The sequence below is a fragment of the Paenibacillus sp. VTT E-133280 genome (assembly GCF_002264385.1).
In the GTDB taxonomy this organism is placed as follows: Bacteria; Bacillota; Bacilli; order Paenibacillales; family Paenibacillaceae; genus Paenibacillus_AQ; species Paenibacillus_AQ nitricinens.
This window is the reverse complement of sequence record NZ_NFUX01000051.1, coordinates 15,365-42,215: the sequence shown is the minus strand read 5'-3', so window position 1 is coordinate 42,215 and position 26,851 is coordinate 15,365. Positions and strand designations below refer to the sequence as shown.

The following is a 26,851-nucleotide window of genomic DNA, read 5'->3' as shown; positions in this document are numbered from 1 at the left end:
GTATCGCTGTCTGGTGTTTTTACTCTGCCGAAGCTTGTTTGATGATCTTCCCAGTCCAACACTTTAACATTAACCAATACATCATCAACTCCCTTGACAAGCTTATTATAGCTTCTATATATTTTAGGAACTAAAGTAAATTGGAGTGTGGCTATGAGCACAGAGCAAGATAAACACTATGCTATCCATAAGGTTATGGAATCCATGGCAAATGTGCAGCAGAAATCCCAGTTCTTCATTGATATGATCACCAAGCAGGAGACCCTGACTCACAATCAGATCCTACTGTTGTTCCAGCTCAGGCTTATAGGCAGCTTGAACATTACTGACATCTCCGAACGATTCGTTATTACACCCGGAGCCGCTTCCTCGATGTGCGATAAGTTGGAAGATGCCGGTCTTATCGAACGTGTGCGGACGAAGGAGGATCGCAGAGTCGTCAACATTGTTCTTACAGAACAAGGGCATCAGCGGATTCTCCAGATCTTTGAAGCCTTTCCTACCTCTGATTTGGATAAAATTTCAGGAACCTTAGAACAAATAAATGTGCTAATGGATAAAATGATGAACTAAAAGCTTTTGGGTTATATATGCTGCCTGTCAGGAAACTGACGGCAGTTTTTTTATGTTCAAAATACTATATTGACTATATATTATAATAATTATATATTTTAATCATTAAAATATATTTCGAAAGGCGGCTCCTATAAATGTCCAATGCTAATGATCCTTTTGAATGCCAGGAAATGATCGGTCCACCGCTGAAAGTAAGAGGTTCACTGACCCTCAAAGAAGATGTTCGTGCGGATACCATCGATGTTGTCGGCCATTTAAGTGCACAGAACAATGTTACTACCGCAAAGTTAAAAGTATCTGGTGATTGTTCGATTGGAGGTCATTGTAGAGCCGAACAGGTTATCAATCTGGGAGGTCTCCGTGTTCAACACATCCAAGCTGACAGACTGCAATCGTCTGGATACTTTTCTGCAGCACAAAATGCTGCAGTCGAAACCTTTTATGCCGAAGGTGCTGTGAAGATCCATAGGTTAACTGCTGAATCCTCCATTGAGCTACGTTTAGGAAACAGAAGCACAATCGATGTCATAAAATCTAGCGGTACCATTACTGTTAAGCCATCTTTGAAGCTAATGAATGCGCTAATCCCCTACTTCCGGAAGCTTACCTGCGAAACGATTGAAGGAACTAGCATCATGTTATATCGAACGACAGCAGAACTCGTCTGCGGTGAAGATATTGTCATCGGACCGGGTTGTTCTATTGGGGAGATCCGCTATAGCAAAAGTCTAACGGTAGACTCTAAATCACAAGTTGCTCGGACCGTATTTTTAAATAAATAGCAAACGTAACAACCTTGTCTCCGCTTTGTTTACAGAAAGTGACCTACTACGCGCTGATTTAATCTATACTTAAGAGGACTGGACTTAATCCTCGGAGGTAATTATGAATAAAATCATCGTAATCGGAGCTATCACGCTCTTTTTAGCCGGATGCGGAGCATCGGCATCTATAGATATGGATACAACAATGGCAATTAACCAAACACAAACTACCGAAGCACCACTGAAGCTAATCGTTGATGGAGAAACCGTTCTTCCTTCTCTCCCACCTTTTTTCTCAGGTGATAAGGTCTATGTACCTGCAAAAGTACTCATGGAGTACTACTCATCTGAACAACAATGGGATAATGCTACGAAAACCTTAACTATTTCTGATGGAAGCAGTAAATATGTTTTGAAGCCAGGCAATGAGTATATGCAAGGTGACGGTTATCAAAATGAGCTGGGGGGACCTGCAATTCTACGAAATGGTATTTTTTATATTCCGGCAGACTCTCTAAACTCTCTCTCTGGTGCCACTGCGCAGCTGAATGCCTCGCAAAATGAAGTTTCCATTACATCAGGGGATGTTAGTACTACCGTAAGAACACCCAGCGAACCTCTCGCGATTGCTACAGAAAATGACCAAGTTAAGCTGTATACTGCCCTCAAAAATGGCGGTACCTACGAAGGATTTGTTGTAGAGGTGAACGGTAACAAGCATACGTTTAATTGGGAAGCACCAAGATTGTTAGATTACACTCCTGAGATTCATTATGCCGATATAGATCAGGACGGGCAGGAAGAAGTGGTAGTCATACTGTGGCTAGGAACAGGTACGGGCATGTCTATGCAGGAGCTTCACGTCATTAAGCCTAACCAGTGGAAAGAAATGAATGTACCTTCCGCGGATAAAGCTGCCTCAGCATTTGTTACCTCAAAAATCTCCAATGAAAAAGGCGATGCCTTAATTCAAATTCAGGTAAAAGGTTCAACTCCATCTATAGTTACTATGCGTTATCCGGATCGTGGCGAAGATGGCAATCTTGGCGAAAAAGCCGGGATTGGTGCTGTGACTTACTACATGGTGGAAGAAGGCAAGCTGAAAGCTGAAACCAATGTTTATATCGGATTTTTGGAGAGTATTGGCACACTAACCTTTTCCTACAAATCAGGAAATGATGGAATGGAACCTGAATCCATACGCTTTGCGCCTCATGAAGAGTATGCCTCTTATGTGGTGGGTAAGCAGCTATGATGGATGCCCATATACATTTAGAGCAATATGAGCTTGAGGTTTCACAACAAATGTTGAGTGAGCTTCCTAACTTGGGGATCGAAGCCCTGATTGCTGTCTCCATGAATTTAGACTCTTGCGTTCGCACTCAAAAGCTGGCCGTTACCTATCCCGGAGTGGTACGCCCAGCTTATGGTTTTCATCCAGAGCAACCCATACCGCAGAAAGCTGAATTATCCTCTTTGCTGGAATGGATTGAGCGTCAAGCCCGGGAGGATTTCATCGCTGTAGGTGAAATTGGACTGCCTTATTATTCGCGTGCAGAAGCACAGGAGCGCGGCGAAGCTTTTGATATGGAGCCTTACATTCAGCTTCTTGATCAGTTGCTTGAGCTTGCCGCCCGTATAGATAAACCAGTGGTCCTGCACGCTGTTTATGAGGATGCGCTGATTGCCTGTGATCTATTAGAGAAACATGGTATAAAGCGTGCGCACTTCCACTGGTTTAAGGGACCCGAAAAAGCCATTGCCCGTATGATTAAGAATGGATACTACATCTCTTTCACCCCTGATATCCTTTATGAGACGGAGATCCTAGAGCTCGCCCGCCGCTATCCCCCAGAGCTTGTCATGGCGGAGACCGATGGTCCTTGGCCATTTGAAGGATCTTTTGCGGGCAGAGTCACGCATCCATCTATGATTCGAGAGGTTGCTGCCGCTTGGGGAGCTCTACATGGCTACACTTCCAGCCATGCAGAAGAGATACTGACTGCGAATACTAAGCGATTTTATAGCTTGTAAATAAACAAAAGGATGGTTACTAGCGAATGCCAGGCCATCCTTTTGAATAATCACAGCTTTATCCCAATTTGGGAGTTCACAACCTTTCCACACCCACTAACGCTGCGCCTGTGAATTCCATTTTATAAATATCCGGCTTTGTGGTTTGAAGTAGAAAATCCAGATCATATTTAGCGTCAAAATAATTCATCATAAGTGTCATGACTGCACCGTGAGTTCCAATCGCAACCTTTTGCCCACTGTGTTGTTTCAGTATATCCTGCAGCACGCTAACTGATCGCTTCTGACACGCATGAATGGACTCTCCACCAACCGGAACAAAATCCGTATCGGCAAACATTGTTGCCAGTAATGGATATAGCTGCTGGTCAGGCATGATCCTATTTCCATCCAAAAAATGAATTTCCCGAAGATCTTCAATACTTTGAATCTCTGCCCCTAACTCCTGCGCCAATCCAGTAATCGTATGTATAGCCCGAAGATACGGACTTGAATAAAAGACTTCAATTCCTTCGAAACGTAATTTCTCCGTTATCTTACGGGCATCCGCCTCTCCCTTCGCTGTTAATCCACGTGATCTCTCAGTTCCTCCGGGCAGCTTGGGTGACTCTCCATGCCTTACCATATAAATAAAAGTTGCCATTCTTCCCCCTCCTCTACCTCTACAATTTCTCGTGTTCTATCCGAACTCCTTCATAAAAAGCCCTTATGGGCAAGAATCGATCCTAGCGAGCTAGAAAGTCTCTTAATTGCACTCTATACAACTGTTAAGCGTAAAAAGGGGTCTGCTGAGCAAATAAGTGTAGTTTCTGCAACTAAAAACCATCATTTCTACCCCAAAAGAGAAAAAATCAAATTATAGCTGCACTAAATACAACTAAAGTTCGCTTTGAACGATGGAACAGCATTTAATTGCAGATTCTGCAACTAAATGCTAGGTAAGCCTGCTAGGTAGTCAGTCTACTCAAGCTCTCTAGTCAGGCTAGTTTGCCTGACCTTCACTATCAGCATGCCTTAAGTTTCCATCACTTTAACCTTCCCCGGTTGCTCCGTTGAGCTATCACTTTTCTCCTTCTGCACAGGCCACAGCACGCGGCCAAATAATATCCCAAGCACACCTATCAAAGCGATTACGATCCCAAAGTTAAAAAAGATACGGCTAGGCCCAGCGGCCTGAACCAACATTCCACCGAGGAGTGGAGCACCAATCATAACTCCGCTAAGAATAGTACTCTGAATACCGAATACACGCCCTGTCATGTGCGGGGGAGTTTCTTTTTGCAGGCAATAATTGAACGTGATAATAAAAATTCCATTCCCAATACCTAGTAAGAATCCTAATAGCAATACAGAAATACTGGAAGTTCCTGGCTGAAGCAGTCCAAGTCCCCCGACCGATAAACCCATCAACACATAACTTGTTCCAAGCTTCCAGCCATAACCTGTTCCGCGATTCATTTTGTTCATGACCATAATGATGAATACAGCACCGCCTCCGGATGCCGCCACGAGCCAGCCCAGTAAAGATTCATTAGAGGGTGCAAGTACCCTAAAGAGACTGGTGAATTGAAAATCAATCATCTGAATCGCCATTGAACAGACTATGCCAAACAGCATGGTATTTAGCAACAACCTGCTGCGCAGCATAAAACTCCAGCCTTCCTTCCACATCGTGCGGAGGGAAACATGCTCCTCTTGATCCCCCTTGCCTTCTGTGCCAACTTGTTCTACTTCATTCTTCTTAACTGTAAGTAGGAGCAAATAGGAACAGCCTCTGAGACAAGCATTGATCAATATACACCACTGCGGTGTCAGCACGGATAACGCAAAACCACCAAGTAAAGGTCCCGCGATTTTGGAGCCTTGATTCACAAGCCCATTTAGTGAGGTGGCTTGAAGCAGTTGGTCTTCTCTAACCATAGTGCGGGTCATCGACTGCTGGGCAGGCACATTTAACGTCGAGATGGCAGCACGCAGCATCAGTAACGGGAGTAGCCACACCATATTGGGAGCAAAAAGTACTAGTACTGTTAATAATGCCGTGAGCAGATCACACATTCGCATTAGCTTTAGCTTATTCACTCGGTCAGCCGCTACCCCCGCCACGGAGCCAAGCAGAATCCCAGGTAAAGCTATGGAGACTGGAATCAAAGCCAGCATTAACGGACTGGCGTGCCAACGGTACCCTACGAGCACTTGAATCGCCAGTGCATCGAACCAATCCCCAAAAGTGGCTGTCGCATATGCGCTGTACACACGCATATACACTTTGTTTTTTAGCAGACTCGTTCCTGCTTGTGATGAAGCATTCATCGGACATTCCTCCAAGTTACGATTAAGAACTAGAACATATGAAGCATGATCTTAATGTAACGGAGAATTGTCAGAGAATTATCAGAGAGCTGTCACGATATTCATAAGCACGTGTTCCAAGGATTGCTCCAAACGATGGAATCCCCGCTCTTCCTTCTCTCGTTCAAATAAATCTGCATATTTGTGCTGCAAAGCTGGTTGGGGTGGAAACTCGTTACAATAGTGAACAATTCGATATAACGCATATATACGCATCGGTACAAACCCCGACATCTCCAGCACTTGAAGCGCATCATCCAATAGTCGCTCTGCTTCACGCCAAGACCTACGCCGTAGAAACCACAAGCCCCTCGCAACTTTATAACTCCCAATCTCGCGTAAGTAAGGCATCTCCTGCAAAAGCGTTTCAATGTCTTTCGCCATCCGTTCTATTACGTGATCTTCTGTTCCCATCCACAAGTGTAGAAGCATTTCTGAGGTCGCCGTTATAGGAATGAAACTCTCATACCCCGGCTCTTTAATCACTTCATACGTTAGCTTTAGCCGTTCCAGTGCTTTTTCCGTTTGCCCTGCCAGCGTGTACAAATCCAGAATATTAAGGATTTCCAATTCGCGATGCTGAGGCGGCAAAAGAAGCTTTTTCTCAAGGACTAACTCGCAGAACGCTAATTTTTTCTTAGGATCACCTAAAAGAACATAACAGATCAACAAAGAATAAAACCGTTCCTCGATCTCAACCTCCGTTGTGTTCAGCAGCCATTCCACATCTCCCTGCACAAAATGAATATATACCGAATAAAACGGGTCCATCGCATAACCCAAAACATCCTGTTGGCGTGCGAGGATTAACATTGAGCGCCCTTGACCATATAGGTGATATTTCTTGAATACCTCCCGCATCGTCTTCTGCATCTCTAAATCATATGTAGTCGGATTGGTCATGGCCGCTGAAGGCTCTTGTATAATCAGACTATAACCAAATCCCCTAACAGTCTTAATATCAAGACCCTGTAGCTTGCCAAGCTTTTTACGAATGCGATAAATATGATCATCTACCGTTCGCTCTACCGGATATTCCAAGGGCCAGACCTTATCCAGCAACTGTTCTCGGCTGAACGTACGCCCTCTATTTTTGTACAAGAACTGAAAAAGCGTAAACTCTTTTGGGAATAATTCGATCGTTATCCCATCTCCGGTCACTTTGTATTCACTTTCGATTAATTCCAGCTGCATGATAGAACCTCTCTTTCCCCCGAATCCGCTCATAGGTTACATTATATCAGTCCGTCCAAGGCGTACTCCAGATCAAAAATAAACATCAAAAAGAGCAACCCGCAGATTTCTCTGCATTGATTGCTCCTTGCACCCATTGCTCGTCTTATCCAGCCATATTATTAATGGAATCCTGTTCACTAAAAACGGAGATATGGCCCACCTTACCCGTCGAGTTTGGAATAATGAATTTCAACTGGAATTGATCATTGGCTTGGTAAGTGTAGATCTTATCCTCACCATTTACTTTGGTATCGTCCGGCTTGCCCAGTGTGGACTCGATCTGTTTCAGTGTTAGCTTTTGCAGCGCAGTATCACTGGAACGAACATCGAAGATTAGGCTCCCTTTATTGAATCCGAATACGACATGTTCATCAGTGTAGGTAGCATAAATCCCTTTTCCCGCTGGCTCTTGTTGATCAGGTTTACCCCAATCGGCTTCTACCTCATCAATTAGTCCGGTATGAGCAGCATATTCAACACCGGGCACCTTCCCTTTTTTAGCAAGCTCAAGTAAATCTTGAAGTTGTTTGTCACTATTCTGCGGATTCGCCTTGGCTGTATCTTTATTAGTCTCCGTAGGGGAAGTAGTCTCCGTTGCTGCGGTTTCTGCAGGAGTGGATGACGGGCTAACTTCCGGTCCCGAAGTTGCTGTTATAGCTGTTTCTGTTGGGGTATTTGTAGGGGATTCAGAATTAGCCGCCTCATTGTTCGAACTGCAGCCAGCAAGCCCGATCATTCCAATGAGCAGGATAGTGGCTGCTAGAAACTTAAACTGTGCTGACATGATGTCATCTCCTTAGTAGGTTGCTCAAAGCCATCTTGCAAAAAAATGGAACTGAACATATAGACGATACTGAAACGAAAAAGTTTCCTTAGACAAGGAAGATTAGGCATAGCCTAACTATCATTTACCCAAATCTGCCTAACATCAATTAATTACCTGATTAATTCTCACCATCGGAGTATTTCATTGCAGAACATGCAATAGATTGGGGCAGTTTGCTTCGAAAAAAGCAATGCATTGCACTTTGTGCAATAGAATCCGAAAAAACCCCCTAATTAGGCGTTTCTTAGCTATTTTGAATGTACAAAGTGCAACAGAATTCATCTTCTCCCGCTTCAGGACAAATTCTATTGCACATAGTGCAATTGGAGTCCCCTCAGTAAAAATATTCCACACAAACGCAACCTTAATCCTCTGAGCCGCATCTTATTTAGTAAAGGGAGGGGAGCTTCATCTGAATATTATAGACAGAATCAAAGCAAAGGATGAGTCAGCTCTCAGCCTGTTGATGGACGATTACGGCGATATGCTGCTCCGAACCGCTTGCTTATTGCTCAAAGATCGACACAGTGCCGAAGAGGCGGTGCAAGATACTTTTATTCAAGCCTTTGCCAAAATGAATCAATTGCAGGAACCGGAACGGTTAAAGGCTTGGCTCATTCGCATCGTAATCAACCGCTGCCGCATGAAGCAACGGACTTGGAGCTGGCGTAATATTTTCCCCTCAGGCGATGCAGAGCTCCAAGCCAGTGATGATGCGGGCTTCACTGCCGGGGCAGAAGAGCTTTTTATGGTGGAATGGCATAATGTTAGACTCGCTGAGTCCATCAGAACTCTCGATTATGTATACCGCGAATGTCTGACGTTATATTACTTTCATGAGATGAGCATCCGTGAAATTTCTGAGCAATTGAATACGCCGGAGAATACGATTAAATCCCGGTTAGTTAGAGGACGGACACTCTTAAAAAAGATATTGGAGAAGGAGGGACATTTCTTATGAATACGGGGAGCACAGAGAATACGAAACGCGAAGTGATCAAGCAACAGCTAGATGAAGAACTACAACCCATACACTTCGAAGGACATGAGCGCGTCCTCAAGATGACCCACCCTCCAACCTTTGGAGCCCGACTCATGGCTTTCTGGAATAAAGAAATCGAGATCCCCGTGAAAGCTTTAGGCGCGATTGGTGCCATTATTCTAGTCGTATCATTGACACTGCATCAACCAGAGGTTAAACATCAACCCCAACAAAACGTCCAGCAGCATCCAAACCGTGAACTTATTGAGGCTGGGGGCAATACGTACTGGAAAGATATCTATGATCAGGCGGTGAAGAGACATGCGAATTAAGATCAGAGTCAAACATCTAGTGTCATTCGTGCTACTCCCAGCCTTCCTGCTCATTCTTCTATTTAACTTTCTGCCCTCCTCAAAGGCACAAATGGAGGAAAGCCCAGCTATTCAATTTAACCTGGCCCGTACAGAACTTCTGCAAAAGCTAGAGTCTACAACTGGCAGTAAACGTATGGAGCTTATTCAAACAAATATCATTGATAAGGAGCACGCCTACGATCCCTATAGATATGACGTAAATATTGGTCCCTCTATGAGTCAGTGGAATCATGATGAACCGAGTATTTCCGACTTGCTGCCAGAGGATAAAATCGCTTTGTTAGAAGAATACATCCTTGATGGGCCAGCGAATAATACACGTATATTTGCGGTAAAGCTGCTTGCCTACGAATATGATGCTCTTGGCCGTAAGGAAGACGGCGATCAAGCGCTAATAACGGCCACTAAACAACTAGCCAGCAATTCTCACGTGGCACAAGAGCTGACGCTCCTTCGTGCAGAACGAGCCCTGAATCGTGGTGACATAACAGCCGCTGAAGCTATTCTTGAACAAACCACATTGTCATCTGAGAATCAGCAGGTTTTAGATGCGCAGAAAGCATGGCTTACCGGGCGTCTGCTCTTCACAAAAGGTAAAGCACAAGAAGCACTTGCCGTAGTAGACAATGGCTTGGAGAGCTACCAAAAATTCTGGCAGGATATTCATAAACAAATGAGTCTTACCACTAGCTACTCAGATAAAGACACCGCAGACAAGGATGCAGCGGGATCAGCGTCAATTTCACCACCAACGATTGGAACTTCAGAGACCGAATTGCAGTTGGAGGCACTCCGGATTGCCATTCAGTCCGCTGTCGATATGGGGAACACCTCGACTGCCGTCGTATCCGGAACACTTACTCGTAGCGATGGTACTCCGGTCTCGCGTGCAGGTATTTTTCTCCGTGCTGAAAGCGAGGTTCATCACAGCATTACATCTGCTGATTCCTACCGAATCGTTACAGACGATGAAGGACGTTTCGAATTCTACGGTGTGATTCCGGGCTTCTATCAACTGCAGCTTGGACTTAGCTATGATCAGATCGATGGCTGGGCTTGGCCTATACAGTATGACGATTGGATTGAAGTTAAACCGGGTGACCTGTTGAAGGAGAGTGTTGTTCTGCAACCTCTCATTGAGCTTCAGTCTCCTATTAATCAGGAGACACTAACTGGAAAGACCGTAGATTTCCGCTGGAAAGCTGTTAAGGGTGCAGCTTATTATCGTTTAAGCGGTGGGGTCTCGATGGTGGGGAGCTCCTTCAGTTCGCAGATTCGGGACCATATCACGGACAATCAAGTCTCTATTCCAGTAGATGAACTCTATTACAACAGTGGTTTCTCCTACGGCAGTGGCGGAGAGGGCTTTGAATCGATTGATCCTCTATCTTTTCTTGTGTTCATGAATCCTGAAGCACGCTTTTCTTGGAATATCGAGGCATTTGATGCGGATGGACATCTGCTTACCCGCAGTAGTGGCTACAGATTGAACGAAGACACCGTTGGTAATCTGCCCTTCTTCTATCTCAAGGAACGAGAACTAACCACAGCCGATAGACTATTGCTAAATAAGAAACCTGATCAAGCCATAGAAATGTACCAACAGAATGTTGCAGATGATCCAGAGGATGCTCATGCTCTACACATGCTTGTGAAGCTGATGCTCGCTAAATCCTCCCTGACGAAGGATGACTCATTAGAAGATCAGGCGATTCCGCTACTCCAAAAGCTCATACAGTTGCATCCTTATTCTAATTATGCCTTCACGTTGACGCAGTACTATTTTGACCATAAGGACTGGAAATCATATAACGAGTATTATTCCCGCTACATTGAGCTGAGTCAAACTAAGGGGGATGACTATGACCGCTCGATTAATGCTACAGCTCTCATGCATCAAGGCAAGCTTACAGAAGCTCGGAAGCAATTTTCTATCGCCTTAGAGCATGATGACAGCCATCGTTTTATTGGCAGCTATTTGGCGGCAGAATTATATGCAGGTGAGTCACTCGCTTCTGTCTTAACACTTGCTGAACGTTACCCCTTGCACAGCTTTGGTCTTAATGGGTATCGTTGGCCACAAATGATTAAACAGCTCATAGCCGAACGAACGAAACTGCCTAGTCACTTTGATCAAGAATTACAGGAAAAACTAGGATGGTACGTGAATGGTCAGGTAGATGTTTTGAAGAAATGGATCGATAGCACAAAATCCTCAGCACTGAAAACCTTTATACAGGCTGTTTTAGCGGTAAGCTAATTTAGCCTAACTCACTTATACAAACAAAAATCCGGTCCCGCTCATTGAACACGAGCTTAGAACCGGATTTTTTAATTACGCTTGAATTTATTTACCTTTAGCTTCCATCATGTAATTCTGGAAGTCCGTAATACTAGGGTTGGACATATAGTGACCACCCTCTACTTCTATTGTTTGTCCGGTGATGAATTTAGATTCATCCGATGCCAGGAACAATACTGTGTTTCCGATATCATCCGCTTCCCCATGGTAAGGGAGGGCATTGAACTTCTGGAAAATATCCAGCACAGCTGGCGGCATATTTCTTGCAGCCGCAGGTGTTAGAATTAGGCCTGGAGCCACTCCGTTACAACGAATTTTATCCTTACCATATTGTGTAGCGATATAACGTGTAAGGTTCACAACAGCTGCCTTAGAGGAACCATAAGCCGTGCGCAATGAATCTCCTGCAAATGCTGACATCGAAGCGGTGTTAATAATAGAACCTCCGCCCGCTTTAATCATATGTGGAATAGCAAATCGGCTGCCTAATAAAACACTTTTGGTGTTCACGTTCATCAGGCGATCCCATTCTTCCAAATCTATGTTGACCACATCAAGGTCTTTTTGCAGATTAGTTAGACCTACGTTGTTGAACAAAACTGTAATGGTGCCATACTGAGCGACTGTGAAATCAACAGCTTCCTTGATCGAATCTGCTTGGGATGCATCCAGGAAAAGACCTTCCGCCTCTCCACCCTCACTTTTAATCTTAGCCGCTGCTTCCTTGGCAGCCTCTACATTAAAATCGGCGATGACAACTTTGGCTCCTTCTCTAGCCATTAGAGTAGCGGCTGATAAGCCAATACCTGAAGCGCCTCCAGTGACTAATGCAACCTTACCTTGAACTCTTCCCATATCCATACCCCTTTATAATGTGATTAAGATTCTTAGATGACTTCATTTATGTTTCAGAGCTATCAAAGCTCGTTAACAACTTTTCATAAATTTTCAAGAATTGCTGCAGTTCTTCTTCATCGAGCTTCAGAAATATTTCAGCTCGGAGCTCCTGTCCTTTTAGCTGTGCTTCCTTCAGTACATCCTTACCTTTGTCCGTGATCGAGAGCAGTACATTTCGGCGATCATCTTCATTATATTTACGCTCGGCCATTTCCTGTTTAATTAAGCGATTGGCAATGTTCGTCATCGCCCCCGGCGTATAACCTAATTTTTTAGCCAAAGTAGTTTGCTTCTGCGGACCCTTTTTATTCAATTCTCCCAAGACGAGAACGGGTGATATCCCAATATTATGGTCAAAAGCATTCATCCATCGAACAATAATTTCATCCGTGAATAATTCAACTGCATGTATGAGTCTAAAAAAATCTGGGTTTTCCAAGTACATCCTCCTATAACGCTCATGATCATTGGGTGATTCTGTATTTATTTTAACACTAAAATATTTAATAGTAAACTATTTAACGATAAACTATTAAAAATCAAAAAAAGAATGCTCAGCAAGCATCCTTTAAATTGCAGATTTATCAATAACATAAGTACCGGCCATCATATCGTGAAGCGCACGTTTACGGGGAGTAAATGCGACAAATAGATAATCCACAAGCATGATAAAGCCAAGTATTTTACTGAGATCATTAGCCAATGGTGCCCATAAGGCAAGGTTGGTGGAAATCGCAGTGAGGTCGTAGAGACTGACACCAACAATCATTGAAAAAATTGTACTAATGATTCGGAAAATATTTCGAACTAGAGCTTCCTTCAGCGTTGGATAACTCCCTTGATCATTAACAATCTTTATCTTTAAAATCAGCTTCCCGGGTGATCCGCCAAATCTAACGATCATAAAAATATCAAACACGATGAAGATAATATACTCAAGGATAATAGGAATCTCCGAGTGCAAGGAAACAGCTAATGAGTTGAATAGCATGTAAACAATAACCGCAGGGATCAGAATGACAAGGAGATCAAGAATGGTAGCCAGTACTCTTTTCCAAAATCCTATGAAATCCTCCTGTTCCAAACGCTCCACTTTATAGTTATTCATATCAGGGCCCCCGCTCTCTATGCTTAACTGTATTCATTCAGCCTTTTGATCCGCTCTTCAATAATGGATTCCAGTTCCTTATTATGTTTTAGAATCACCCGTATATCAGAAAGTTTATCTGTTAATTTAATAATTCTATGAATGTCTTCCCAATTATATCCACGGTTCCATTTAAAAATCATCACAGACTCCAATGATTCTAATCTACATAGGCTCAGCTGAGCCCGATCGGCAGGAGGATAAGCCCTAGCGATATAACAGTTATAATTCTTGTAGTGAGGAGGGTTAGCTTGATATTTTTTTCTGATTTGTACCAACCTTTAAACTGAAAATGATTCCGATACAGCATAAAAAATATCAATACATTTCCAAGCGCCATACTCCAGTTATATACGGGCTGACCAAATATAGATTGATATACGAATCGCTCTGCCCCGCCTAAAATAAACAAGGTCAACACAAGCAATATACATAATCGAAATAATTCCACAATAAAGGAAGCGAATTTCATCATTTTATAACCGTCCTTTCAAGATCTGCCTATCCCAAATTACATCCATATTCCTCCAAATTATACACCTTACATCTAATAACTCCTATCTGAATATTCGATTCCGTATATATTTTTCACGCTAAAAAACAACCCAGCCCTAGATAAATTGTATCCTGAGCTGGGTGATTTTGACTCTCTTTTTAGAAGAGTGTAGTTTCTTCCTTATCCCTTAGTTCCTGAATCTGTAACCGCAGATTAACTATGTCCGCCATTAGCGCCTCATTCTCAGCCTCTGTATCCCTACTTCCACTTTGGATCAATTGATTCAGACGGAGCGTCAGAAGGACAAGCTCGTCCTCCCGCTCCTGTTCTTTTTGGGTAAGCACACGACTTCTATCTTTGGAAATGTATTCATTATAGGAACCCTGGAAAAACTTCGGTGTCTGAGCCGGCTCTAAGATTACCAGACGATTAGCTACATTAGTGTGCAGATATCGGTCATGCGAGACCATCACAAGCCCTCCCGGATATACCCTTAACGCTTCTTCTACACGCTCCCTAGTGTCAATGTCCAGATAATTGGTGGGTTCGTCCAGTACTAATAGGTTAGCTTTTCCAAAGTACAGTTTAAGGAAAGCTACACGACATTTCTCTCCCAGACTTAAATCACCAATTCGTTTAAAGACATCCTCCCGCGAAAATAAAAAGCAGCCTAGAATCGTTCGTGCCTCCGTTTGGGTCATACCCGGCAGTTCAAGCAAGCTATCCAGAATCGTGGATGACACCGCTAGATTATCGAGCTCTTGGGCAAAATAACCAATCTTCGTCCGTGGATGCAGCCGTACTTCACCTTGAGTGGGTTTATGAATACCCGCAATCAACTTCAGCAAAGAAGACTTCCCAACCCCATTGGGCCCCAGAATAGCAAGACGATCTCCTCGATTCAAGGACAAACTGAAATCTTTCAATACAGGCGCACTATCCCTATAAGCAAAATCAATCTCGCGGAGTGACAGCAAAGTGTCCGCCATTAATGCTTCCGTCTCCAGCTTCATCTTCAGCTTGCTTGTCTCGCGCGGCAATTCCACACGGTTCTTATTTAAGCGTTCGAGTGCAGCTTCCTTCGCATGAAGACGAGACACGTTCTTCTTAGATTTCGCACGCAGGAAATCATGCTGTCCGGCAGCACGGTGTGCCTGCTGGAACCACTCCGAATACCTTCTGATGCTCTCCAGTATTTTCTCCTTTTCCTGTTCCTGCTTCTTATATTGTCCCTCTAGCGTTCGTGCCTCTATCGCTTTCTGCTCCCGATACTGCGTATATCCACCCCAATACCGGCGACATCCCCCTGGACTAAGTTCCAGTAAAGCTGTCGCCGTTCGATCGATGAACGTACGATCATGCGAAACATAAAGTACGGTTCCAGGGTAGGTGTGTACCCAATGTTCCAACCACTCCATCGTCTCTCCATCTAAGTGATTTGTCGGCTCATCTAGAATCAACAGCTTTGGCTGCTGGGCTAGTAATGCTGCTAATTGGACACGTGTCTTTTGCCCTCCGCTTAGCGATGGGTATGGCAAATCCCAAACTGAGCGTTCTAGCTTAAGCTGTTTCAAGCACTTTTCCGCTTTAGCCTCCCAGTCATATCCATTAAGCTGCAGGTATCGTTCGTACACTTCGGCGTATTCAGTAAGTCCAGCTTCACTCTCCTCGTTCACTTCCTGCAACCTCTGACCAAGGAGTTGAAGCCGGCGCTTTAATTGGGGTAGCTCTGCCGATCCGGCGAGAACGTAATCCAAGGCGCTTACTTCTTCTGATACTTCTAACTGCTGATCCAGCACGCCCCATTCTTCAGGAGGTAAGCCGTGATAAATACTCCCTTCCTCAAAGGTGAGGCGACCGATCAGTCCCTTAAGCAGTGTGGTTTTGCCGATTCCATTACGGCCGAACAAGAGCACACGCTCTCCTTCCGATATCTCAAAGGACACCTTCTCAAATAACAGGGTCCCGCTCCATTCTTTACGTAAATTCTTTGCTTTTATTAGGGTCATATTCCATTCCTCCGATTATATTGCAAATAAAAAACCGCAGCCAGCGGTCTGCGGTCGAATAGCGTATGATGGGGGAATATGCCATAACATGAATAGACTACGGCTGTGATCACCTGCTGCATGCAGAGTAAACCAAACAATAGATCGATCTATTCATATAAAAGCAACGTAAGGCCCCCGACCGACACACGTATCCCTGACCGTTATCACCCTGCGCGGGTGCTCCGTGACTTGTGCATATGCACTTTACAAGTTGGATGGTCTAATTCATTAGGAAACGTGTTAGTTATTCATCAGTCGGTGGTCCTCCGTCATTGTCCGAATTGGTTTGAATGAGTACAGTATAGACTAACTAAGATCAGAAATACAATTCCAAGAACAGTTATAAATTAATCTTTACCGACTGAGACTGTGGATTCCATTGCACCTGAATGCTAAATAATTGGGGCAAGATGCTTAGTGGAATCAACAATCGGTTATTTTCATTACGAGATGCGATTATCTTAATGGATTTCCCATTCACGATAGCCTGCTCGGATAAAGGCTTATGTGTCACCGTACGACCACCTATCGTAATTAGCAGTGCACCAGTACCAGCTTCGCTCTGCAGAGTTCCACCTAACAACGCTACAGATTCTCTCAGCGGAATAAATACACGGGAGTTATCCAATATAAAGGGATCATTCAGCTTTGTCGTGACGCCATCCAGCTCAAAAGCTCCAGCAAACGTCTTACTTCCCACAGAGTACCCGTTCTTTGTCGCAATGCTCTCCATAGCCAGTGTACTAGTTGTAATGATGACTCTTGTGTTCTTAGCTATTTTTGGATATAACCAGTGGATATCATCATTATGCATTCGAATACATCCAGCACTAACATACTTTCCTATGGATGACTCATTACTATTGCCGTGAATCGCGTACGTAGTTCCATAAGTTCCATTTACCTCTAGCCCTAACCAGCGGTCGCCAAGCGGATTGGCCGGATCACCCCCAGGTATTTTCTCTTTGTAGTAGGGTCTGTTCTTTACTTTAACTACCATTTTGAAGCTACCTTCCGGTGTCAGTTCCTTCGATTTCCCTGTTGCGACCGGAAAAGTCTTCACCAGCTTGCCATCACTGAAATACGCGAGTTTGTTTGTTTTTTTATTCACGATAATTAGATCGGATCCAGCAGCAGCTTCCGCCTTTCCCACACCTGTAAAACATGCAGCGAACAGAAGCCCAAACACAAGCATCAGCTTTATGTTCCGCTGTAATGAAGATTGAAACCAGCTACTCGAAACAAAAAATCCCAATTTTCTCCACCTCCATATATAAAGACGAAATCATTTCAATTTAGTTGCATACCAGCCTGTACCTATTCTTTTCAACTCGTCCCCCGCATTTGACGCAGAGATTGCAATACTGTAACCAAGTGCACACGACAAAAAGCCGACCTTTGGATAACCAAAGATCAGCTCTGTATTTTTAAACAATATTTTATGTTTCAGCGGCTACAGTTTCTTACCTGAACCAAATGCAATCACATACCCATCCGGATCTTTAATCTCAAAATCCTTTCAGCTCCCCCAGTCTGTAATCCATTATTATCGTTAAGGCTAGTGCTCTTTTCTTTGATCCAGAAGGTTTCGAACAGCCTGCAAGCGAAGAGGATCTATAGGTTTCAGCGCATCACCCTCTACTCTAACTACTGAACCGAAATGTACCCGCCTCACACCTGTTTGTTGTACAAAATCGCTTATCCCTTCCACCGTTAATCCACTACCTGCCAGTATGTTGATAGATCGCTCCGCAGTAAGCTGTTCAAGCGCAGCAATACGCTCCGCGCCCTTAGGGGCTGTACTCTCGGCTCCTGATGTTAGAATGTCAGTAATTTGAGGATAACGTATCAATATTTCTAACGCCTCAAATTGATCCCTCACCACGTCAAACGCTCGATGGAATGTCACCTCCAGACCCTGTGCAGCCTGAAGCAGTCGTTGAAGTGCCTCTTCGTCAATCGTTCCGTCAGATCGTAACATGCCCATAACAACAGAGAATCCGCCGATAGATGCGATATGCTGAATATCCCTCTCCATAGTTTCTATATCATCCTTATCGTAATAAAAGGATCTGGCGTGAGGCCTAACCATTACTCTGACCGGGATCGAGACGGCTTCGCGCACTTTTTCTATTAGTCCCAGACTGGGTGTTAATCCCCCTTCACTAATCGCTGTGATCAGTTCAATTCGGTCAGCACCATAACGTTCGGCCAGCACTGCATCACTTAATGTTGTAGCAATAACTTCTAGTAACATTGTTGTCTCTCCTTTATTCATCTTAGAACCTTGCTTTCTGCTATTTTCTTCATCCGCACATTATCCTAACCCACATCCACATAAACACGCAAAAAAGATCTTGACCCTCTACAAACACTAGAGAATCAAGATCTTTCGTTCTTAAAATATCCTTACGCCCACCACATACCCTGAGGCTGGTCACGAATAAGAATGGATTGCAAATTGGTTACTGCACGTTGGAAGCCTTCGTCTACCGTCATAAGAGGGTCTTCATGCTCGATGCTGACCACATAATCATAACCGTAAGTACGTAGCGCACTCATGATATCCGACCATTCAGATATGCTGTGTCCACAGCCAACGGAACGGAAGGTCCATGCGCGGGTCTGCACATCGCCATAAGGCTGCATATCTGTCAGACCATACATATTGATGTTGTCCTGATCCAGGTACGTATCCTTGGCATGGAAATGATGGATTGCGCCGGCTTTACCAAGAATCTTGATTGCGCCCACAGGATCGATGCCCTGCCACCACAGATGGCTCGGGTCTAGGTTCGCGCCGATCGCATCGCAGGTTGCTTCTCTAAGCTTCAGAATTGTATAAGGAGTATGGCAGAGGAAACCACCATGAAGCTCGATACCGATCTTAACGCCATGCTCTTCGGCCAGCTTACCGATTTCCTTCCAGTAAGGGATCAGTTTATGCTCCCACTGCCAGGTTTTGATGTCGCTGTACACGGTAGGCCAAGGTGTAACTGGCCAGTTCGGTGCTTTTGCATCGTCGCTGTCTCCCGCGGTTCCCGAGAAAGTATTCACTACCTTAACGCCCATTAGCGAAGCTAGCTTGATCGACTTACGCAGAATTTCGTCGCCATCACGAGCTTCTTCTTTATCCGGCGAAATCGGGTTATTATGGCAACTGAATGCACTGATCATAATGCCACGTTTCGTGAACTTCTCCAGATATTCCTTACGTGCTGATTCGCTGGCAAGCAGCTCATCTGTTGGACAGTGGGCATTTCCCGGATTGCCTCCAGAACCGATCTCTACCGCATTCAAACCAGCAGCAGCGATTTTATCAAGCATCTCATCAAGAGTTAAACTTCCAAATACAGGATCAAATACACCTAACTTCATTTACAAGACCACCTTTTCTTTAATAGGTTCCAAAGCTTCGGAATGTCCGTACACAGGATAATCACGTTTCGTTGGTGCACACCAGTTCACGCCATTGATGATCACTCTTTGGATTTCTTTATTGTAATAGGTTGGATAAGATTCATGGCCGGGCTGGAAATAAAAGATCTTCCCGTTCCCGCGACGATAGGTCGATCCGCTAGGGAACACATTGCCGCCTTCAAACCAGCCGACAAAAATAAGACTTTCTGGTGCTGGTACATCAAAATGTGCACCGTACATTTCCTCTTGCTCCAAATCGATATATTCGCCAATGCCCTCAGCAATCGGGTGACTTGGGTCCATGACCCAAAGACGCTCTTTCTCCCCTGCTTCACGCCACTTTAGATCGCAGCTGGTGCCCATTAACTTCATGAATATTTTGGACATATGACCCGAATGAAGCACCACTAGCCCCATGCCTTGAAGCACTCTTTGGTGAACACGATTTACAATCTCATCACTAACTTCTTGATGGGCGACATGTCCCCACCAAATCAGTACATCCGTGTTATCCAGCACTTCTTGTGTCAGTCCATGCTCCGGTTCATCCAGCGTAGCTGTCTGAGCGTCCAGTCCAGCCTCCTGAAGGAAGCTTGCCAACTGTCCGTGAATCCCTTGCGGGTAGACTTTGAGAATTCTCTCTTCCTGCCGTTCATGGCGGAATTCATTCCATACCGTTACTCTGGTCACTTTGGACACACTCCCAGTTCATAGTTATCTATGTCGTTAAACCTGATCGTTTATTCAAAAAATACAGGCATGCCAGTCTCAGAGGATTTATAAATAGCCTCCAAGATACGGGTAACAACGAGCGCCTGCTCTGGCTTCACTACAGGCTCGGTGTCATTGACGATGCTTTCGATCCACTGAGTAGCCTCCGTCAATGCAGGATCATCTCCCGCACCATCATAAAAGTCAACGCCACCGGCTTCCAAGCTAATATGCTTCTCATATGTCTTGCCGTATTCTTCTCCGTTGATGCGCAGACCGTCTTCCATATCCGCTCCACCTTCAGTACCGCAAAGCACAGTCTTAGCTTCACCAACATCAAGTGTATTGAGCGCCCAGCTTGCTTCGAGAACGATGCTAGCTCCATTCTCCATAGTAATGAATCCAATGGCGGAATCCTCAACTGTAAATTTCTCAGGATCCCACGGGCCCCAAGCGTTCGCAGCATTTTTACGACCGGACAGCTTATGATAAGCGTTACCCACAACATATTTAGGTTTGTAGTTATCCATCATCCACAGGGTCAAATCGAGAGCATGAGTACCGATATCAATTAATGGTCCTCCACCTTGTGCTTCCTCATCCAGGAACACGCCCCATGTTGGAACGGCACGACGACGGATCGCTTTAGCTTTAGCGTAATAAATCTCTCCAAGACCATTATTCTCGCATACCGTATGCAGATAAGCGGAATCTGGTCTGAAACGGTTCTGGTAACCGATGGTTAGCTTCTTCCCAGTTCGCTTTGAAGCGTCGATCATTGCTTGTGCTTCTTCAGTGGTTTTAGCCATTGGCTTCTCGCACATTACATGCTTACCTGCCTCCATTGCCGCAATGGAAATCTCCGCATGGGAAATATTCGGTGTACATACATGAATTACATCTATACTTGCATCTTTAAGAAGTTCTGTATAATCCGTGTAAACTACAGAGTTCTCATCCCCAAACTCCGCCTTTGCCTTTTCTGCACGCTCAGGAACGATATCGCAAAAAGCAACCATTCGCGCACCTTCAACTTTTTTTAATGCTGGCATATGTTTGCCGTTAGCAATGCCTCCGCAGCCGATAATTCCTACTGTTAATGTCATCTTTGTCTTAACCTCCACTTGTTCCTGTTTTGATATCTCTATCATACAAAGCCCGGGGGCGTCTTTCTTCCTGCATTCTTGCTGTATTATTCCCGAATATTGTCTTATGGTATTTTAGGGGTGATATCCCCGTAGCATCCTTGAAAAAATGATGGAATGTCTTCACGCTGCCAAACCCGGCAGCTTCCGCCACCGCAGACATCGGCAAATCTTCATTGATTAAGATCCATTTGGCTTTGTTAAGGCGATATTCGTTTAAGAAAGCTATAAAGGTCATACCAGTATTCTTCTTGAACAGCTTGGTAAAATAATACGGACTAAAGCCCATATAGCTAGCTACCTCATTCAGCGTAATGGCTTCCTGGTAATGCTGCTCTACATAGATAAAAATCCGCTCTAATCTTTCCAGTGTTTCTCTAGACTGGTTCAGCGTATCTTCCGAGAACTTAGGCTGTTTATTGAGTGTACTCTTCGGCACTTCCCGTAAAATAACGGTCAATAGTTCAAACAATCTTGCTTTGATTAAGTAAGCGTACCCATCTCTTCGCTGCACGTCTTCCTCATAAATACTCTCAATCAGCCCTTTGATCTTCACGGCGGTTGCCTCGGGCCATTTTGAACTTGAATGCTCCATAAGCGTAAAAACCTCACGAAGCGAATAATCATTTCCACTCAAGGCTGCGACTTCCTGAAACAGGTTAAGATCGAATTGAATGACTACCCGTTCGCTTTCAGGTGAGGCCAGAAAATAATGGACATCCCCACCGTTGATAAATTGAACCTCACCTTGCTCCATGTGAATAGGGGTATCATTTATTCCCAGATTTAGACTTCCTTTAGTTACATATATAATTTCAATTTCTTTATGCCAATGCGGATAGCATAGTGTATCTCCTCCACATAGTAAACTTCTAAAAGGAAAATGCTTATCCACATCTGGAATTTCGAGATAAATATTCATAAGCGCAGCTCCTTATCCGGTTAAACACTAAACCAAACGATGAACATGTCAATCCGATTTCACGTAAGCGTTTACTGTCTAAATGTTAGACCTCTACTATTCTTTTGTCAATTCTGGGTCTCTGTATTCTTAATATCCTACTCCAGCTACATTTCTCCCTCTTACACACCACTTTAACAGAGATTTTCTGGTAATTTAATCGGTTTCATACTATTAAAAAATAATTACCTTTCATGGTTCTTATCCCTCACATATTTTTTAAGTGGAGTTGACAAGCATACCTGCCAGGATTTATATTCAGGGTAAGCGTTTACGTAAATCTTTTCAAGGAATTTGATTTTCAAAGCGTAAACGTTTAATCTAAGGCTAACCGTAATCTAAGGAGCACGTATGAATGAACCCAACCATTAAAGATGTTGCACAAAAAGCGAACGTTTCCATTGCAACAGTCTCTCGCGTGCTAAACAATTTAAGTGGGTACTCCGACAAGACGAAACAAAAGGTAAATGAAGCTATCAAAGAACTCGGGTATCAACCTAACGCAATTGCTCGTGGCCTAATCAATAAGCGTACCCAGACCATTGGTGTAATGTTCCCAAGTGTTTCTGGAGCGTTCTCCTCTGATCTGCTTAAAGGCATTGAGGAATTGGCCAATGACCGCAATTACAGTGTAATGGTCTGTAATACCGACCAGGATGGTAAACGAACATTAAAGTACTTACAACTCTTAAGGGAGAAGCAGGTTGATGGCATTATTTACTCTAGTGAGGTCTTGAAGAAAGAGTATTACGATGTGCTAGAAACCATGAAGATCCCAGTTGTGTTGGTTTCCTCCCAAACGGAATTTGCCAGTGTACCTTACGTGAAAGTAGACGATTACCAGGCTGCTTATGATGCTACCCTCTACTTAATTTCCAAAGGTCACAGCAAAATTGCCATGATCAGCGGAAATCCAAGCGATGCTATCGCTGGTGCACCCAGAACTGAGGGATATCGTAAAGCGCTTGAAGCAAGTGGAATTCCTTTCGACAGCCGCTATCTCACCTTTGGAGACTTCCTGTATGAAAGCGGGAGCATTGCAATGGAAGCTCTCTTGGAGCAAGCCCCTGATGTCACTGCCGTCTTTGCCGCTAGTGATGAAATGGCGATTGGTGCTCTTTCCACGGTCATCAAATATGGTTTAAGTGTTCCCGACGATATATCCATTATGGGTTATGACGATCTTGGAATGGCTAAAATGATTATTCCTCCGTTAACTACAGTGCGTCAACCACTGTACGATATTGGTAAGATCGCCGTGGAGAAGCTTATTCAGATGATTGAAACAGGCGAGACTGTGGATAGCAAAATTGTCGATCACTTAATCGTGGAAAGACAAACGGTAAGATCACTTACCTGAGTCTTTTTACCCCTTTTACGTAAACGTTTACTCTCTCTATTGGTAATGCATATCTGCCGCCTATAAGTAGCAGAATATCAATTAGTTTTCATTTACGTACATGTTTAATCTCTTACATGTTCATAATACCAACAAATTATTAGGAGGATTTAATCATGAAAAAAACAATCAAACCCGTAGTGGTTAGCGTACTGGCAATGTCCGTACTTAGTGCCTGTGGTAGCAATGCGGCTGACAACAGCGCAAATAGTGGTGGAAATGCCTCCTCCGGTGACAAGGTAAAAGTCGAGTTTTTCCAAAATAAAACCGAAGCCAAAGCCACCTTCGACAAGCTGGTTGCGAAATTCAATGAAGCCAATCCAAATATTGTTGTCACACAGGTTAACCCGCCAGATGCTGAAACGGTATTGAAAACTCGTGCAGCGAAGAAAGATATTCCTGACGTGGTAGGGATTGGAGCAACTGACACCTACAAGACGTTATCTGGCAGCGGTCTTTTTGAAGATTTCACAGGCGATCCACTCGCTGAGAATATCCAGCCAGCATATCTTCAAATGCTGAAAGACTTGACGGGTTCGGACGAACTGAATGGTCTTCCATTCTCTTCAAACGCAAGTGGTGTCATTTACAATAAAGCGATGTTTGCTGAAGCCGGTGTTACTGTTCCAACTACTTGGGATGAGTTCATGGCTGTCGCTCAAAAGTTCAAGGACAGCGGTAAAAATGCTTTTTACCTGACACTGAAGGATTCATGGACAACACTTACGCCGTTCAACTCCCTCTCCACGATCATTAAAGGGAATGATTTCTTCAAGGAGCGTGCGGCAGGCACTGTAACCTTCGCAGACAGCTTTAACGAGGTTGCTGAAAAGCTGCTTAAGCTGACGGAATACGGACAAAAAGATATCTTTGGTAAAGGTTACAATGACGGAAACACAGCATTCGCTAAAGGTGAATCAGCAATGTACCTGCAAGGCGTATGGGCGATCCCAGAAATCGTGAAAGCCAATCCATCCATTGAACTTGGCGTATTCCCATTCCCAGCAACAAATGATGCTGCCGATAACAAAGTCATTTCTGGCGTAGATACGTTGCTGACGATTTCCAAGAACACTAAACATAAAGAAGAAGCAAAGAAATTCGTAGACTTCCTGCTTCAACCTGAGAATGTTAGCCTATACATCAATGAGCAAAAAGCATTCCCAGCTGTACAAGGTGTAACACAAGATGATCCAACGATGGATGGCTTCAAAGAAGCGTTTACCGCTGGCAACTTGGCTGACTTTGCTGACCACTACATCCCAAGTGCGATGAAAGTGGATACCATCAACCAATCCTTCTTGCAAAAGAAAGACATTAAAGCTTACCTAGAACAGCTTGATAAGGAATGGGATAAAGTAGCTAACCGGAAATAAACTGATCAGACAAACATGAACCGCGAAAGAGAACGGGGCTTCCCCTCTTCTCTTTCGCTTTTACAATGAGGAGGATTACATGATGGCCAAACGCCGAGTCGCCTTTTATCTGATGACTATACCGGCATTACTTCTTTTCTTCGCCTTCCATACCTTTCCTGCAATCCAGGGTATATATTATTCGTTCACGAACTGGGACGGCTTTAGTGACAGCTTTGATTACGTAGGATTTAAGAACTTCATTAACATTTTTCAAGATGAAAATGTGTTGAATTCATATGTGTTCACTTTTAAATATGCCATTCTAACCACTATTCTTATCAATATCATCAGCTTGTTGATTGCGCTTGGACTTAACGCCAAAATTAAAGCTAAAAACTTTTTCCGTGGCGTATATTTCTTGCCGAATATCCTCAGCGTATTGATTGTTGGTTTTATTTTTAACTACTTGTTCGCTAATGTATTCCCTATTTGGGGTGCGAAACTCGGCAGCGAATTCCTATCACAGAACATTCTCGGTAACTCCGACTGGGCTTGGATCGGTATCGTCATTGTAGCCGTTTGGCAGGGGATTGCTTATAACACGATTCTCTATCTGGCGGGTCTTCAAACCATTCCTCATGATCTTTACGAAGCTTCCAATCTGGACGGCGCTAGCCGCTGGAGAGAATTCTGGAGCATTACGTTTCCAATGCTTGCTTCCTTCTTCACCATCAATATGGTGCTCGCGATGAAGGGCGGTCTAATGGTATTCGACCAAATCGTTGCCTTGACAGGCGGGGGTCCAGGTCGTTCAACGCAATCCATTGCCCACTTAATCTACACCGGCGGCTTCCAAGGCGGAGAATTTGCCTATCAATCGGCGAACGCCGTGATTTATTTTATCGTGATTGTCGTTATCTCCGCCCTTCAGCTTAAATTTCTGCAGAAACGGGAGATGGACTTATGATCAAAAAATCAACCAACTGGCCTGTAACGATTCTTATCGCCCTAGGCTCAATACTGATCCTGTTTCCGCTGTACATGACCATTGCCATCGCACTCAAGAATCCCGAGGAAATGGCTCAATCTATCTTCTCGCTGCCAACTGGCCTGCATTTTGAGAACTTCTCCAATGCCATTAAGGCAACGAATTTCTTCAATGCCTTAGGAAATAGTACCATAATTACCATTACAACAGTCGTGTTCATATTACTTACCAACTCCATGGTAGCCTATGCTATTGCACGTAATATGAAGCGAAGATTTTTCAAAGTGCTTTACTTCTATTTTATTAGCGCAATGTTTATTCCTTTCCAAATTATCATGCTGCCTGTAGTCAAAGTGACTACGGACCTGCACATGAACAACATTGTGGGAATTATTATTCTTTACGTTGTTTATGGTCTGGCCTTTAACGTATTTGTATACACCGGTTATATCCGTTCCATTCCGTACGAACTGGAAGAAGCGGCCACAGTAGACGGTGCATCGACATTCGGAACATTCTGGAAGATTATTTTCCCACTCCTTGCTCCTGTCAGTGCAACGATCGGTATCCTGTCTTGTCTATCGACTTGGAATGACTTTATGCTACCGCTGGTTCTGCTCGGCGATCAGGATTCTTACACGCTACCGCTGGTACAATATGTGTTCCAGGGGCAGTTCAGTACAGATTTCAACTTAGCGTTTGCTTCATATCTGCTCGCATTAACCCCGATGCTTATCGTCTATTTGTTCGCGCAAAAATGGATTATCAGCGGACTTACATCAGGGTCTATTAAATAAAATAGTAAGATCTATATAGAGATAGGAGATTACAA

General features: G+C 44.0%; 27 protein-coding genes. 11 read left to right on the top strand and 16 right to left on the bottom strand.

Annotation, left to right across the window (positions count from 1 at the left end; all coding sequences use genetic code 11):
- Positions 1-153: 153 nt before the first annotated feature.
- From CA600_RS20710 to CA600_RS20695, 4 genes are all read left to right on the top strand, one after another.
- The gene (locus CA600_RS20710) at positions 154-573 is read left to right on the top strand and encodes a MarR family winged helix-turn-helix transcriptional regulator (protein ID WP_094872527.1); all 420 of its coding nucleotides are present in this window, start codon (positions 154-156) and stop codon (positions 571-573) included.
- A gap of 137 nt (positions 574-710) precedes the next feature.
- Positions 711-1,358 carry a hypothetical protein gene (locus tag CA600_RS20705; RefSeq protein ID WP_094872525.1) on the top strand — a complete coding sequence of 216 codons (648 nt, stop codon included), beginning with the start codon at positions 711-713 and terminating at the stop codon, positions 1,356-1,358.
- A gap of 103 nt (positions 1,359-1,461) precedes the next feature.
- Positions 1,462-2,595 carry a copper amine oxidase N-terminal domain-containing protein gene (locus CA600_RS20700; RefSeq protein WP_094872524.1) on the top strand — a complete coding sequence of 378 codons (1,134 nt, stop codon included), beginning with the start codon at positions 1,462-1,464 and terminating at the stop codon, positions 2,593-2,595.
- Positions 2,592-3,374, top strand: coding sequence for a TatD family hydrolase (locus CA600_RS20695; RefSeq protein ID WP_094872522.1), 783 nt, complete (start codon positions 2,592-2,594; stop codon positions 3,372-3,374). Before CA600_RS20700 ends, CA600_RS20695 begins: the two co-directional genes overlap by 4 nt.
- 76 nt (positions 3,375-3,450) lie before the next feature.
- On the opposite strand, the gene CA600_RS20690 is transcribed toward CA600_RS20695, so the two are convergent.
- The 4 genes from CA600_RS20690 to CA600_RS20675 form a co-directional block, all read right to left on the bottom strand.
- The gene (locus CA600_RS20690) at positions 3,451-4,017 is read right to left on the bottom strand and encodes a histidine phosphatase family protein (RefSeq protein ID WP_094872520.1); all 567 of its coding nucleotides are present in this window, start codon (positions 4,015-4,017) and stop codon (positions 3,451-3,453) included.
- Between the two features lie 371 nt (positions 4,018-4,388).
- Complete coding sequence (locus CA600_RS20685; protein WP_094872519.1) at positions 4,389-5,687, bottom strand: MFS transporter; 1,299 nt, start codon at positions 5,685-5,687, stop codon at positions 4,389-4,391.
- Positions 5,688-5,768: 81 nt separating this feature from the next.
- A complete protein-coding gene (locus CA600_RS20680) occupies positions 5,769-6,920 on the bottom strand; it encodes a winged helix-turn-helix domain-containing protein (RefSeq protein WP_094872517.1) in 1,152 nt (383 codons plus the stop codon).
- Positions 6,921-7,065: 145 nt separating this feature from the next.
- A complete protein-coding gene (locus CA600_RS20675) occupies positions 7,066-7,746 on the bottom strand; it encodes a YjgB family protein (RefSeq protein WP_256989946.1) in 681 nt (226 codons plus the stop codon).
- Between the two features lie 505 nt (positions 7,747-8,251).
- Here CA600_RS20675 and CA600_RS20670 point away from each other — a divergent pair.
- The 3 genes from CA600_RS20670 to CA600_RS20660 are packed head-to-tail and all read left to right on the top strand — an operon-like array spanning position 8,252 to position 11,404.
- The gene (locus CA600_RS20670; protein WP_256989945.1) at positions 8,252-8,749 is read left to right on the top strand and encodes a sigma-70 family RNA polymerase sigma factor; all 498 of its coding nucleotides are present in this window, start codon (positions 8,252-8,254) and stop codon (positions 8,747-8,749) included.
- Positions 8,746-9,102, top strand: coding sequence for a hypothetical protein (locus tag CA600_RS20665; RefSeq protein WP_094872514.1), 357 nt, complete (start codon positions 8,746-8,748; stop codon positions 9,100-9,102). The genes CA600_RS20670 and CA600_RS20665 overlap by 4 nt, the downstream gene beginning before the upstream one ends.
- Positions 9,092-11,404, top strand: coding sequence for a hypothetical protein (locus tag CA600_RS20660; protein ID WP_094872512.1), 2,313 nt, complete (start codon positions 9,092-9,094; stop codon positions 11,402-11,404). The genes CA600_RS20665 and CA600_RS20660 overlap by 11 nt, the downstream gene beginning before the upstream one ends.
- An 87-nt stretch (positions 11,405-11,491) precedes the next feature.
- Here CA600_RS20660 and CA600_RS20655 read toward each other — a convergent pair whose 3' ends face one another.
- The 12 genes from CA600_RS20655 to CA600_RS20605 all read right to left on the bottom strand — a co-directional run bounded on the left by CA600_RS20655 (position 11,492) and on the right by CA600_RS20605 (position 22,235).
- Complete coding sequence (locus CA600_RS20655; RefSeq protein WP_042185448.1) at positions 11,492-12,301, bottom strand: SDR family NAD(P)-dependent oxidoreductase; 810 nt, start codon at positions 12,299-12,301, stop codon at positions 11,492-11,494.
- 46 nt (positions 12,302-12,347) lie between these two features.
- The gene (locus tag CA600_RS20650) at positions 12,348-12,782 is read right to left on the bottom strand and encodes a MarR family winged helix-turn-helix transcriptional regulator (RefSeq protein ID WP_094872511.1); all 435 of its coding nucleotides are present in this window, start codon (positions 12,780-12,782) and stop codon (positions 12,348-12,350) included.
- Between the two features lie 129 nt (positions 12,783-12,911).
- Entirely contained in the window at positions 12,912-13,451 is a 540-nt protein-coding gene (locus tag CA600_RS20645) for an RDD family protein (protein ID WP_094872509.1), read from the bottom strand.
- Between the two features lie 23 nt (positions 13,452-13,474).
- Positions 13,475-13,633 (bottom strand): hypothetical protein, encoded by a 159-nt coding sequence (locus tag CA600_RS31325; protein ID WP_179281685.1) that lies wholly within the window; start codon positions 13,631-13,633, stop codon positions 13,475-13,477.
- Positions 13,634-13,665: 32 nt separating this feature from the next.
- Entirely contained in the window at positions 13,666-13,965 is a 300-nt protein-coding gene (locus CA600_RS20640; RefSeq protein WP_094872507.1) for a hypothetical protein, read from the bottom strand.
- A gap of 179 nt (positions 13,966-14,144) precedes the next feature.
- Positions 14,145-15,995: a ribosomal protection-like ABC-F family protein gene (gene abc-f / locus CA600_RS20635; RefSeq protein WP_094872506.1), complete on the bottom strand. Its 1,851-nt coding sequence runs from the start codon at positions 15,993-15,995 to the stop codon at positions 14,145-14,147.
- A gap of 382 nt (positions 15,996-16,377) precedes the next feature.
- Positions 16,378-17,292 carry a L,D-transpeptidase family protein gene (locus CA600_RS20630; protein ID WP_256989944.1) on the bottom strand — a complete coding sequence of 305 codons (915 nt, stop codon included), beginning with the start codon at positions 17,290-17,292 and terminating at the stop codon, positions 16,378-16,380.
- Positions 17,293-17,595: 303 nt separating this feature from the next.
- A complete protein-coding gene (locus CA600_RS20625; protein ID WP_094872504.1) occupies positions 17,596-18,294 on the bottom strand; it encodes a copper homeostasis protein CutC in 699 nt (232 codons plus the stop codon).
- A gap of 152 nt (positions 18,295-18,446) precedes the next feature.
- Positions 18,447-19,415, bottom strand: coding sequence for a sugar phosphate isomerase/epimerase family protein (locus CA600_RS20620; protein ID WP_094872503.1), 969 nt, complete (start codon positions 19,413-19,415; stop codon positions 18,447-18,449).
- A complete protein-coding gene (locus CA600_RS20615) occupies positions 19,416-20,147 on the bottom strand; it encodes a ThuA domain-containing protein (RefSeq protein WP_042124690.1) in 732 nt (243 codons plus the stop codon). It lies immediately after the preceding gene.
- A gap of 50 nt (positions 20,148-20,197) precedes the next feature.
- Positions 20,198-21,274 carry a Gfo/Idh/MocA family protein gene (locus tag CA600_RS20610; protein WP_094872501.1) on the bottom strand — a complete coding sequence of 359 codons (1,077 nt, stop codon included), beginning with the start codon at positions 21,272-21,274 and terminating at the stop codon, positions 20,198-20,200.
- Positions 21,275-21,281: 7 nt separating this feature from the next.
- On the bottom strand, positions 21,282-22,235 hold the full coding sequence (locus CA600_RS20605; protein WP_094872500.1) for an AraC family transcriptional regulator: 954 nt from the start codon (positions 22,233-22,235) through the stop codon (positions 21,282-21,284).
- A gap of 394 nt (positions 22,236-22,629) precedes the next feature.
- On the opposite strand from CA600_RS20605, the gene CA600_RS20600 reads away from it, so the two are divergent.
- The 4 genes from CA600_RS20600 to CA600_RS20585 all read left to right on the top strand — a co-directional run bounded on the left by CA600_RS20600 (position 22,630) and on the right by CA600_RS20585 (position 26,816).
- Complete coding sequence (locus CA600_RS20600; protein WP_094872498.1) at positions 22,630-23,634, top strand: LacI family DNA-binding transcriptional regulator; 1,005 nt, start codon at positions 22,630-22,632, stop codon at positions 23,632-23,634.
- Positions 23,635-23,789: 155 nt separating this feature from the next.
- Positions 23,790-25,049, top strand: coding sequence for an ABC transporter substrate-binding protein (locus CA600_RS20595; RefSeq protein WP_094872497.1), 1,260 nt, complete (start codon positions 23,790-23,792; stop codon positions 25,047-25,049).
- An 82-nt stretch (positions 25,050-25,131) separates the two neighbouring features.
- Positions 25,132-25,998: a carbohydrate ABC transporter permease gene (locus tag CA600_RS20590; protein WP_036680400.1), complete on the top strand. Its 867-nt coding sequence runs from the start codon at positions 25,132-25,134 to the stop codon at positions 25,996-25,998.
- On the top strand, positions 25,995-26,816 hold the full coding sequence (locus CA600_RS20585) for a carbohydrate ABC transporter permease (protein WP_179281684.1): 822 nt from the start codon (positions 25,995-25,997) through the stop codon (positions 26,814-26,816). Before CA600_RS20590 ends, CA600_RS20585 begins: the two co-directional genes overlap by 4 nt.
- Positions 26,817-26,851 lie beyond the last annotated feature (35 nt).

Coding starts and splice junctions, on each gene's coding strand:
- CA600_RS20590 (WP_036680400.1), top strand. CDS start 25,132: ATGGCCAAACGCCGAGTCGCCTTTTATCTGATGACTATACCGGCATTA.
- CA600_RS20605 (WP_094872500.1), bottom strand. CDS start 22,235: ATGAATATTTATCTCGAAATTCCAGATGTGGATAAGCATTTTCCTTTT.
- CA600_RS20640 (WP_094872507.1), bottom strand. CDS start 13,965: ATGATGAAATTCGCTTCCTTTATTGTGGAATTATTTCGATTATGTATA.
- CA600_RS20600 (WP_094872498.1), top strand. CDS start 22,630: ATGAACCCAACCATTAAAGATGTTGCACAAAAAGCGAACGTTTCCATT.
- CA600_RS20700 (WP_094872524.1), top strand. CDS start 1,462: ATGAATAAAATCATCGTAATCGGAGCTATCACGCTCTTTTTAGCCGGA.
- CA600_RS20660 (WP_094872512.1), top strand. CDS start 9,092: ATGCGAATTAAGATCAGAGTCAAACATCTAGTGTCATTCGTGCTACTC.
- CA600_RS20610 (WP_094872501.1), bottom strand. CDS start 21,274: ATGACATTAACAGTAGGAATTATCGGCTGCGGAGGCATTGCTAACGGC.
- abc-f (WP_094872506.1), bottom strand. CDS start 15,995: ATGACCCTAATAAAAGCAAAGAATTTACGTAAAGAATGGAGCGGGACC.
- CA600_RS20665 (WP_094872514.1), top strand. CDS start 8,746: ATGAATACGGGGAGCACAGAGAATACGAAACGCGAAGTGATCAAGCAA.
- CA600_RS20690 (WP_094872520.1), bottom strand. CDS start 4,017: ATGGCAACTTTTATTTATATGGTAAGGCATGGAGAGTCACCCAAGCTG.
- CA600_RS20685 (WP_094872519.1), bottom strand. CDS start 5,687: ATGAATGCTTCATCACAAGCAGGAACGAGTCTGCTAAAAAACAAAGTG.
- CA600_RS20710 (WP_094872527.1), top strand. CDS start 154: ATGAGCACAGAGCAAGATAAACACTATGCTATCCATAAGGTTATGGAA.
- CA600_RS20695 (WP_094872522.1), top strand. CDS start 2,592: ATGATGGATGCCCATATACATTTAGAGCAATATGAGCTTGAGGTTTCA.
- CA600_RS20680 (WP_094872517.1), bottom strand. CDS start 6,920: ATGCAGCTGGAATTAATCGAAAGTGAATACAAAGTGACCGGAGATGGG.
- CA600_RS20595 (WP_094872497.1), top strand. CDS start 23,790: ATGAAAAAAACAATCAAACCCGTAGTGGTTAGCGTACTGGCAATGTCC.
- CA600_RS20655 (WP_042185448.1), bottom strand. CDS start 12,301: ATGGGAAGAGTTCAAGGTAAGGTTGCATTAGTCACTGGAGGCGCTTCA.
- CA600_RS20705 (WP_094872525.1), top strand. CDS start 711: ATGTCCAATGCTAATGATCCTTTTGAATGCCAGGAAATGATCGGTCCA.
- CA600_RS31325 (WP_179281685.1), bottom strand. CDS start 13,633: ATGATTTTTAAATGGAACCGTGGATATAATTGGGAAGACATTCATAGA.
- CA600_RS20620 (WP_094872503.1), bottom strand. CDS start 19,415: ATGAAGTTAGGTGTATTTGATCCTGTATTTGGAAGTTTAACTCTTGAT.
- CA600_RS20585 (WP_179281684.1), top strand. CDS start 25,995: ATGATCAAAAAATCAACCAACTGGCCTGTAACGATTCTTATCGCCCTA.
- CA600_RS20645 (WP_094872509.1), bottom strand. CDS start 13,451: ATGAATAACTATAAAGTGGAGCGTTTGGAACAGGAGGATTTCATAGGA.
- CA600_RS20625 (WP_094872504.1), bottom strand. CDS start 18,294: ATGTTACTAGAAGTTATTGCTACAACATTAAGTGATGCAGTGCTGGCC.
- CA600_RS20675 (WP_256989946.1), bottom strand. CDS start 7,746: ATGTCAGCACAGTTTAAGTTTCTAGCAGCCACTATCCTGCTCATTGGA.